The organism is Pseudomonas sp. RG1, assembly GCF_025910115.1.
GTDB classification, from domain to species: domain Bacteria; phylum Pseudomonadota; class Gammaproteobacteria; order Pseudomonadales; family Pseudomonadaceae; genus Aquipseudomonas; species Aquipseudomonas atacamensis.
In genome coordinates, this window is sequence record NZ_JAPCIK010000008.1 from 1 (window position 1) to 8,978 (window position 8,978).

Here is an 8,978-nt window from a genome sequence, read left to right on the forward strand (position 1 = left end):
CGATGCCGGCGAGGTTGCCATTGGCGTCGTATTGGTAGCGGCGCTGGAACAGGTGTTTGTCCCGCTGGCTGACGCTTTGCGCTTGCAGTCGGCCCTGTTCATCGTTATTGGTACTGACTGAGCAGCAAGCCTTGCTGCCGCTCTTGCTCGCGACCGGCGTTGAATTGGTGAGACGTGAGGCGTGAACCTTGAGGCCAATGCTAGTCAGGTGACCGCCAGCTGGCGGTTATACAGTTTTCATTTGATCTGCGTGAATGATTTAGTTTGTATCCCTAAATTCGTAGGGGTTGAAGCCTCTCCGAAGCCCAAGATTTTGTAGGTAACAGTGTTGAGGTTGGTTTTGTTTTTGATGAAAAATAGCATGCGTAGTTTATTAATGATAGGCTCGTTGTTTTCAATTTTCGCGCATGTATTGCTCTATTTTCTCAATATATTTTTTTTTGCATGTTGTTCGGAATATTTCCAAGGTTTTGGCAGAGTCGCCGATTGGTTCGCCTTTTCGATCGTATTTAATTGTAAGAAACTCTACCACGAACTCGCCCTTTGGGTCTCCCTCAGGTTCTACTCTAGAATCGAAGCAATAGCCTGTGCTTTGTCTTGCACCACCTAATAAAACAGAACTGCTAAACCAGTGCGCGGTTTCCGGTGTTAGTTCTATTTCGTACAAATTGTTTATGGTTATTGTCCAGTCACTAGGCACTCGGAGTGGCTGTAGTTCGAATTCTAGTTTTTTCATTTTGCTTTACCCATGTATTTTTTCACTTGCTGTGGTGATGCCGGAAAGCTGTGGATCACAGGCTTATTTCCTCCATCAGTTAGTTCAATTCTTATCCAGTTTGTAAGTTGTCCCTCGTTGTAGCCCACAGGGTGTTCGGATCTGTAAAACATGAATCGAGTGCCACCGTGGTCGAATACGTTTCCATCTTTTATCGCCCCATATGCAGCTTGTTTTTCGAATCCTTTAACATTGTTTGCGATGTCGGGCAGATAAGAAGCTTCGGGTTGACCACCACGTGATCCATTACCCAAACTCAATTCTCTGGCTTGGTCGGCAGATTTCGCATTCAGATGTTTCGTTTTATGGAAACCTCCTGGCCTCTGCGCGTTATAGACGTCGGATCTTAACTCTTTCCGCGTCTGGTAATCGCTAGTGTCAACGCGCTTGGGAGGGCAGTTATTGCTGCTCAGCCCCAACGGATCCACCCACCCAGTAGGGTTAGGCACGTACTGGTAGCTATTCAACCCGCCCGCAAGCTTGATCGGATCCGGCGTTAAGAACCGGCCAGTCCCGGGATTGTAGTAGCGGTGGCGGTTGTAATGTAACCCTGTCTCGGCGTCGAAATACTGCCCTTGAAAACGCAGCGGATTATCGATTTCGCTGACATCCAGCGATGCGAGGTTGCCGTACGCGCGATACTTCGCCGACCACATGATTTCGCCGCTGTAGTCGGTCAGTTCCTGCGGCGTGCCGAGGTGGTCGAGTTGGTAGTAGAACGGGGCCGCTTTTAGCGGGCCTTCGCCGTCGAGCATTGCCAACGGGCGGAAGGTGCCCGGTTCGTAGATGTAACTGCGGTAGCGGTTCTCGGCGCTTTCAGCGATGAGGCGTTCGCCTTGCCACAGAAACTCGGTGGTGTGACCGTCGACTGACTTTTCAATGCGGCGGCTAAAGGCGTCGTATTTGTAGGTTGCTGTGCTGCCGCCCGGCAGGCTGACGCCGATCAGACGGTGCTGGCAGTCGTAGCGGTATTCGGTGACGAGCTTTTGGCCGGTTCCGCGACGCTCGCGGATCAAGTTGCCGTAGGCGTCGTAATCGTAATGGCGGTCGCCTTGCATCAGCAAGCGGTTGCCTTTGACGTTTGCGAGGTTCGCAACGGGCAGGTCATTTTGTCCGAGGAGGTTGCCTGCCGGGTCGTGAGCGAAGCTCTCTGGCATGGCGCCGCGCACGCTGATCAGGCGATCCAGCGGGTCGTAGTGATAGCTGCGGTTGCCTTTGCGGCTGTCGTCGATTCCGGCGAGGTTGCCGTTGGCGTCGTAGTTGTAGCGACGCTGGAGCAGGTGCTTGTCCCGCTGGCTGACACTGTGTGCTTGAAGTCGGCCCTGTTCGTCGTATTGGTACTGGCTGAGCAGCAAGCCTTGTTGGCGCTGTTGTTCGCGGCCGGCACTGAACTGGTGGCTGGTCAGGCGCGAGCCGTTGAGGTCGATGCTGCTGAGTTGCCCGCCAGGTTGGTGGCGGTAATCGAGTTTGCTGCCATCGGGCAAACGGCAGTGCTTGAGCTGGCCGACGCTGTCGTATTCGTAGCGCAGAGTGCCCCAGCCTTGGTGTTCCTCGATGAGTCGGTCTTGGAGATCGTATTTGTAGGCGAGCGGCCAATGGCCGTCGTCAACGTTAACGAGGCGGCCAAGCGCGTCGTAGCTGTAGTGAATCTCTTCGCCGTCGGGTAGCGTTTTTACAAGCAGACGACCTGCGGCGTCACGCTGATATTCGGTGACCAGTTCGCTGCCGTCATCGCCGAACTCGGCTTTCTTCAGCAGTTGGCCGTTGAGGTCGTACTCGTAGGCGGTCCGACGACCATCGAAGCCTGTTTCCTGTTGGATCAGGCCGTTGGCGTAGTAATCGAGGTGGTAGTGCTCGCCGCGCTCGTTTTCGATTTCAGTGAGCAGCAGGCGCGAGTTGTCGTAGCGATAGCGCAGTTGGCTGCCGTCGGGATTGATGCGGCGGCTGACGAGGTGAAGATTGTCGGCATATTCATAGCGGGTGATACGGCCAAGTTCGTCACGTTCAGCAGTGACATTGCCGTAGGCGTTGTAGCTGAATGCGCGAGTGGCGCCGCCGGGCAGCGTAACTTGGGCAAGGCGATTGGCAGCATCCCATTGGTAATGAGTGATCGCGCCGGACTCTTCCTGGCGAGTGATCTGCCTGCCTAGTGCATCGTAACGGTACTTGCGCTGACCGCCGTCGGGAAGACGTTCTTCAAGCAGTTGACCGAGATTGTTCCAACCGAGTTGATGACGGCTGCCGTCCGGGTGACGGATTTCCAACAGACGACCCTGCGGGTCATAGCTGTAATGGGTGGCATTGCCGTCCGGGTCAATCTGCGCAGTGACATCACCCTGTCGGTTGCGTTGATACTTCCAACTGGCTTTGCCGCGACGAACGTCGCTGACGAAGCCGTTGATATATTCGTAAGTTGTAGCTTCGTCTTCTGGGGGGATGACAGCGGTCATCAGTCCGTTGTCGTCGTAGCGGTATTCGGTAACGGCGCCCAATGGGTCCTTTTCCGCGATCAATTGACCCTTGTCGTTATAGGCTTTTTGATGCTCGGCACCATCGGGATCAATTTTGCTGATCAGTCGCGCCTGATCATCGTGGGTGTAGACCTCTTCGCTACCATCGGCGTTGGTAACGGTAACGCTGCCTTTGTCGTCCCAGGCGTATTGCGCTTTCATCTGGGAAAAGTTGGCCCAGTGACGTGTACACCGAGACAGTTTGCCTTCGTTTTCCCACTCCCAATAGAACGCCGCGCCGCCTGCCAATTGCCGCTCGAGAATGACGTGCTGCTCGTTGTAGCGATAACGCTCGGCTTCGCCCGCCGCGTTTTTCGCCTCGATCAGGCGATGTTGCGCGTCGTAGCTATAGGTGACCAACGTCTGCACGGTATTCCAGACGTCTTCCAGATTATCGGCGGGCAGAAACTGCTGATAATCGACGGCGATGATGTGCTTGCGGTCGTAGCGCAGAAGCAGGGCGCGACCGGCGCCGTTGTCGAGGCGCTTGATGCGACCCTGAATGTCGCGGGTGACTTGCAGGCGATTGCCATAGCTGTCGCTGATGGCGATCAGGCTTGCGCCTTTGCTGTCGTGACGGAAATGGTAAAACGATGGGCGCTTGCCAGCCTGAGCCAAAATCAATTCAGCTGGGTCGTCACCCAGGAAAATGGCAGCACGTGAAAGGCTGTTGGTGATGGCCGGACGCTGCTCACTTGGAAGCGGAAATGCGGTGGAGCGGTTTTCCTGGTCGGTCCAGATGACTTCGTCGCCGTTGATCTCGATGCGATGAGCGAGCGCGTGGCTCCAGCCATAGCCGAGACCGCAGTCGATTTCCACAGCACTGGTGCGATAGAGGCGGCTCCATTCAAACGGGAGCAGGCCGTCGAGGTGGCCGTCAGTTAACGTCAGTAACTCTTCGCCAGTGACCATCGAAACAGGGCAGCCGCTAGTGCAAGTCTTTGCAGCAGGCTCTGCGCTCTTTTCGGCGGGATTTGTCGCCTGGGTCGATACATCATCAGCGATTCTGCCTTCAGCAAGTCTGGCGTTTCTCTTGCCATCAAAACGCAACTCGGAAATCCCGTTCCTGACCTTCGCCGTCACCCCTCGGGCCGCCACTGCGGTGTACTTGGCGACATACTCCATAAAGCCGTTGATGATCTTGAACACCGACTTCACGAAGCCGATCACAGCCTTGATGACAAGCTCTCCGTACTTCTTGAGTCGGGCCGCAAGGTAGATGACGCCGGTACCTTCTGCCGCGATGGTCAATACCACGCCGATCACGATGTCGATCGCAATGCCAACGACAATTGCCGTGGTCATCTTCGCTACATCGCCCGCCATCTTCATCGGCGGCAAGCCCGCCAGCCAGATCACCGCGCTGCGCACCAGCAAAAACAAGGCCGCTTCATCACTGGCCAGCAACATGGCTTTTTTCATGATGTCCGGCGAGCTTTTGGCGACTTTGATCAGCTCGTCTGCGCCAGCGCCGAGATCTTTCGCAAACTTTCCTGGGTCTTGGAGGATGTCGAGCACGAGACTGATGCCGTCCCACACGCCCTTGATCGCTTCCCAGCCACCTTCAAGAATGCCGTTGCCGATGGCCATGGCTGTGCCGGAGGTCGAAAGATTCGACCATTGCGGTTTGAAGCCGGCCCATTCCTTGCGCAGGAAACCTTCAAGGTCCGCAGTCACGCCGCTGTAAGAACTGAAGAGGGCGTCGATCTGCGCCGGCGTCACTTCGTTATGGACGCGAATCGTGTAGAACTTGCCGGGCACACCGCCGGTCCATGCGGCTTTGCCTTGGGCGTCGAGTTTGACCTTGCTGACAGCACCACCGTCCACGGCCACGATTTCGACTTCGATATCGCCGACGGGAATGTCGTAAACCGATTCGAATTTGCTCTCGATCAGCAACGGACCCTTGAGCGGACATTGAGCCACGTTCGAGGTGAAGTTACCGTCGGTCATGCTCACCGTTTTACTGGTGTTGCCCACCTTGATGACACGCTCCATACCCAACAAAGACGGCATGTCAGCGGCACGGCTACCCTTGTCGAGGGCCTGTGCATACCAGGTTTTGGTTTGTTCCTGATACAGCTTCAGACTGTCCTTGAAGGTGTTCAGTTGGTTGTCAACAAAGGCAACGCGATCCATCAGCCTTGCTCCAGAATCAGGTGGTTTATCAATGCTTCTTTAAGATTTTGCGGCGCATCCGGGCGGCGCACGAAGCGGGTGATTTTCAGCTTCAGATTGTTCTCGGGCCACGCGGTGTAGAGGTCCGGGCGGTCTTCTTCCAGCCATTGCATCAGGTTGCTGACCAGCGTCGCCGGATTGTCCTTGCTCAACCCCTCCAACAACCCCTTCGGCACCTCCCACCACGGCCAGTCCCGCACCTTCGGCACCACCCGCGTGCCCACTTCCAGCGCCTGCCCATTGATCAGATACCGCTCAAACACCGGCAGCACTTCTCCAGCCTTCTCCCCAAGCCCCCGCAGAATCGGATAAATATGCCGCCCATCCCAAAACCGGAAAAACACCTCGGTGCCATCCGGCATTTTTACCTGCGTCAGGCTGCGCAGATGCTCGAACACTTCGTTCGGTTCTGAACGCGATACCGCCAGCCAGCCCCAGTCGAGGGCGTCGGTTTCGGCGATCCATGGCAGGAAGGCGGAGTTGGCTTTGAGTTCGGTGAGGTAGGGCATCACCGGTTGCCAGGTGGAGTAGGGCGTGCCGCCCCAGATCGGGATGAGCTGGGCGGCGGGTTCGGTGAGGTACAGGGTTTTCAGGGCGTCGGCATCGCTGGCGGCGCTGACGACCAGGTACAAGCGCTCGCCGCTTTGCAGCGGCTGTTGCGCCAGCCAGTCCTCGGGGGAGATTGGTTCAGATGGCACAGGCACCTGCCTTGCATTTTTCGCATTCTTCACAGAACGGCGCGTTACGTTTGAGGGTGTTGATCTGCGCCGGGGTCAGGACTTGGCCAGCCTTGTCGGCATCCGCCTGTTTCAGCACGCCGGGCATCAATGGCGCGGCGCCCGTACCAACGCCGGGGCTGCCGCCGGAGTTCATGTTGATCACCGGCCCACTCATGGTCACGCCACCAGCATCAATCTTGATGAAGCTGCCGCCGCCGATCAGCGTGAGTTCCGCACCAGCCTCCATCACCACTTTCATGCCGCTGCTCAGGTGGATTTCCTGGCCGGCGTCGATGAACTGGCCGGTGCCGATCTTGATGTGCTGGTTGACGCCGACGGTGAGGTGGTCGTTGGCGCGGGTTTCGACTTTGCGGTCGGCGTAGACGGTGTGGTGTTCTTCGGCTTTGAATTCCGTGTAGCTGTTTTGCTCGACGGTGTCGTGGCGTTCGTTGCCGACGCGGATTTTCTGATCGTGCTCGATGTTTTCGTCCCAGTCGCGCTGGGCGTGCAGGTAAATCTGTTCCTGACCTTTTTTGTCTTCGATGCGCAGTTCGTTATAGCCGCCGCCACCCATGGAGCTCAGGGTCTTGAAGGTGCTGCGGGTCTTGTTTGCCGGCAGTGGATAGGGGACGGTGTTTTCCTTGTGGTACAGGCAGCCGCTGATCAAGGGCTGATCGGGGTCGCCTTCAAGGAACGTGACCAGCACTTCCATGCCGATGCGCGGGATGGCGATGCCGCCGTACTGGGCGCCGGCCCAGGCGCTGGAGACGCGCAGCCAGCAGCTGGTCTTGTCGTCGGCCTGGCCTTCGCGATCCCAGTGAAACTGGACTTTGACCCGGCCGTACTCGTCGCAGTGGATTTCTTCACCTTTCGGGCCGGTGACTACTGCGCTCTGGCTGCCGAGGATGCGCGGTTTCGGGTGGCGTAGCGGCGGGCGATTGGGCACGTCCCACGGCGTGGCCTGGAAGCGGTTGCGGTAGCCCTGGTGGAAATCGTCTTTCAGCGCCGTGGTGTCGCTGGTCACCGACTCTTCGAGCACCTGCGGCTGCTTGCCTTCATGCAGCACTTCGGTGAGCAGCCACAGGTCGTTCCACTTGGCTTTCGGGTGTTCGGTCAGGGCGAGAAAGTGGCCGCTGACCAGCAGTGGCTGATCACTCTTGCCTTCGGCCAATTGGAAGTCGCTGCGATGACGTTCGAGGGCGCGTTTGGCCAAATGTTTGCCGCGCTCGCGGTCGATGAAGCGGCCCGGGTAATCGTAGTCTTCGAGGTCGGGCAGGGCGTCGCCACGGTTTTCGCTTTCCAGGGTCAGGCGCGGTTTTTCGAAGTCGTAGTCGCGGCGGGTGGTGCGGCTGGTGCGGGTTTCCAGGCGCAGGTCGAAACGCTTGATCACCGGGTTGCTGGCGACCATGCCGGAGTCTTGCTGATAGGGCACAGGGGCCAGTTTCGGGAACACCGTCTGGTCATCGCCGAAAACGAGCTTGTGCGCGTTGGCGCTGTGCTGGAAGTGGAAGTGAATGCCTTCTTCCTCGCACAGGCGCTGGATGAAGTGCAGATCAGACTCGTCGTATTGCACGCAGTAGATGCGCTCGGGATAGATCGAGCCGGTCTTGAATTCGTAGGCGTTGCCTTGGATGCCGTGCTCTTCCAGCACTTGGCCGATGATTTTCGGCACGCTGAGGTTCTGGAAGATGCGCTGGTTGATGCGGTGCGCGAGATACGCCAGTTGCGGACGCAGCGTCACCGAATAACGGGTCAGGCGTTTGCCCGAGTCACCTTGCGCGGCGCGGTAGATCTGGCCATGGATGCCGCTGCCGTCGGGCGACAGCTGCAGGAAGGCCGGTTTGTGCAGCAGGGTTTCGAGGTCCAGCGACGGCTGCTCACTGACCAGCTCCACCTCAAAGACAAAAGGCTGGCTGATGGCTTCCCGGCCGGTGAGGGTAAACACCTGAAAGTCGGCGGAAAGCCCTTCGATGGTCAGGGCAAAGTGGGTTTCATTGGCCGGCGCGAACATCCCTTGTTCCTCGTGCTGTACAGCGGCGCTCGTCGACGGCCGCAAAAAAGCGGCTCAACGTACGCGAAATTCTGGAGGGGCGTAAACAACATCGACCAGCAGAGCTGGCCGATGCGTGTAACGGTCAGCCGTAATTAAACGACTGGAGCACGCCAGTCATCGGAACCCGAAGTACCGGATACTTCGTGGGTCCAGGTGATTTTGCGGTAGGTGAACTGCACTTCTTCCAGGTGGGTGAAGTGCGCGTTGCCTGGGTCCTGGCAGTTGTGCATTTTGTTGTTGATGGCGACGATGATCGCGTCTTCCAGTTTGGTGGTGTAGTAGTGCTCTTGGGTGCCTTGAGCCGAAGTGCGGTACCACTGGATAACGATTTCGCTCATGCGCTCGCCGGAAGTCAGTGCTGCTTGCAGCAGTGGCGAAGCCTTGTCGTAGACCTTGGTGATCACAACTGGCTTGTGAACGCGCTGACCGGTTGGCTGACCGGATTGCGGGTCACGCGGGATGATCACGTCGTGGGTGAAAGCCTGAACCATGACCTGGTCTTCGTGGCCTTCCTGGTAGGTATTGCCAACGGAGTCGGCGGTGAAAGCGCCGGCAGTGATCAGGCCTTGTTTTTCGCCGGTAACCGACATGTACGCTGGTGTTGCCATGGGGTGCTCTCCTTGCGGATAAAGTTAGGGTGCCCGGAGGCGAAATCGCCCGGTGGGTGGCTGAGGGTTATCAAGGAGCGTGCCAGGTTTTGCGCGGTGCCCGGATGGCGGGGGCGCCACGCTGGTTGGTGACCA

General features: G+C 57.5%; 5 protein-coding genes and 1 pseudogene. All 6 read right to left on the bottom strand.

What is annotated here, in order from left to right; translation table 11 throughout:
- Window positions 1-217 (bottom strand): annotated as a pseudogene (locus tag OK411_RS27120) (Rhs family protein); the annotation flags it as partial.
- 177 nt (window positions 218-394) lie between these two features.
- Entirely contained in the window at window positions 395-736 is a 342-nt protein-coding gene (locus OK411_RS06190) for a hypothetical protein (protein WP_129999829.1), read from the bottom strand.
- Complete coding sequence (locus OK411_RS06195; protein WP_264364580.1) at window positions 733-5,424, bottom strand: RHS repeat protein; 4,692 nt, start codon at window positions 5,422-5,424, stop codon at window positions 733-735. Before OK411_RS06195 ends, OK411_RS06190 begins: the two co-directional genes overlap by 4 nt.
- Window positions 5,424-6,161: a DUF4123 domain-containing protein gene (locus OK411_RS06200; protein WP_136492026.1), complete on the bottom strand. Its 738-nt coding sequence runs from the start codon at window positions 6,159-6,161 to the stop codon at window positions 5,424-5,426. Before OK411_RS06200 ends, OK411_RS06195 begins: the two co-directional genes overlap by 1 nt.
- The gene (tssI, locus tag OK411_RS06205) at window positions 6,151-8,193 is read right to left on the bottom strand and encodes a type VI secretion system tip protein TssI/VgrG (protein ID WP_264364581.1); all 2,043 of its coding nucleotides are present in this window, start codon (window positions 8,191-8,193) and stop codon (window positions 6,151-6,153) included. The genes OK411_RS06200 and tssI overlap by 11 nt, the downstream gene beginning before the upstream one ends.
- A gap of 134 nt (window positions 8,194-8,327) precedes the next feature.
- Complete coding sequence (locus tag OK411_RS06210; RefSeq protein WP_007949952.1) at window positions 8,328-8,843, bottom strand: Hcp family type VI secretion system effector; 516 nt, start codon at window positions 8,841-8,843, stop codon at window positions 8,328-8,330.
- Between the last annotated feature and the right edge of the window lie 135 nt (window positions 8,844-8,978).